The 1,226-nt window shown below is 68.4% G+C and carries 1 protein-coding gene; it reads right to left on the bottom strand.

Annotation, left to right across the window (positions count from 1 at the left end):
• A partial coding sequence (locus KRR26_RS36505; protein ID WP_217082194.1) for a non-ribosomal peptide synthetase occupies nucleotides 1–1,226 on the bottom strand: 1,226 nt, incomplete at both ends.

Below are 1,226 nucleotides of genomic sequence, written 5' to 3'. Positions count from 1 at the left end.
TCGATGCGACGGGCCAGGGCCTCGACGGTGGGCGTCTCGAAGAAGGCCTGGAGGGGCAGCTCGACGGCGAAGGCCGTGCGGACGCGAGACATGACCTGGGTGGCGAGGAGGGAGTGGCCACCGAGTTCAAAGAAGCTGTCGAGGACGCCGACCTGGGGGACCTTGAGGACCTCGGACCAGATGCTGGCGAGGGCGGATTCGATGGGAGTGCGAGGTGCGAGGTACTGGCGCTCGGAGCGAGGGGCCTCGGGAGCAGGGAGGGACTTGCGGTCGACCTTGCCGTTGGAGTTGAGGGGGAGGGCCTCCAGGACGACGAAGGAGGAGGGCACCATGTACTCGGGGAGGCGCTGCTTGAGGTGAGCGCGGAGAGCGTCGGCGGAGACGTCGGCGTCGTGCTTTGAGGTGAGGTAGGCGACGAGGCGCTTGTCCCCTGGGATGTCCTCGCGAGCGACGACGACGGCGTCGTTGACGGAGGAGGAGGAGAGCAGAGCGGCCTCGACTTCACCGAGCTCGATGCGGAAGCCGCGGACCTTCACCTGGAGGTCGACGCGACCGAGGTACTCGAGGCGGCCGTCGTGGAGGAACCGAGCGCGGTCGCCGGTGCGGTACATGCGGCTGCCGGGAGGGCCGAAGGGCTCGGGGATGAAGCGCTCTGCGGTGAGCTCCGGGCGGAGGAGGTAGCCACGCGCTTGGCCATCGCCAGCGAGGAAGAGCTCGCCAGCGACGCCGATGGGGGCGGGCTGGAGAGAGGAGTCGAGGACGTAGGCGCGGGTGTTGGAGAGGGGCTTGCCGATGAGGGGCGTCTCGTTGCGAGAGACGAGGGAGCCTGTGGAGTAGGTGGTGTCCTCGGAGGGCCCGTAGAGGTTGAAGAGCTTGAGGACGGAGGGGAGAGCGTAGACGGCCTGGGCGAGGGCGCGAGGAAGGGCTTCGCCAGCGAGGTTGACGACGCGGACGGAGGAGGGGACGCCGCCCTGGCGAAGCAGCTCGGCGATGGCGGAGGGGACGGTGTTGATGAGGGTGACGCGGGAGGCGTCCTTCAACTCAGGGAGCTGCAGGGCGTTGCGGGCGACGATGACGGAGGCGCCGCAAGAGAGGGGGACGAAGAGCTCGAAGACGGAGAGGTCGAAGTTGAGGGAGGTGGAGGCGAGGGTGCCCTGCAACTCGGAGGGAGAGAAGGTGGAGAGGGCCCAGTGGAGGAAGGAGACGGCATTGCGGTGTGCAATGGC

This window comes from Citreicoccus inhibens (assembly GCF_019039035.1).
GTDB classification, from domain to species: Bacteria; Myxococcota; Myxococcia; order Myxococcales; family Myxococcaceae; genus Citreicoccus; species Citreicoccus inhibens.
Note: the sequence above shows the minus strand (reverse complement) of the source record. Positions and strands in the feature narration are given on the sequence as shown.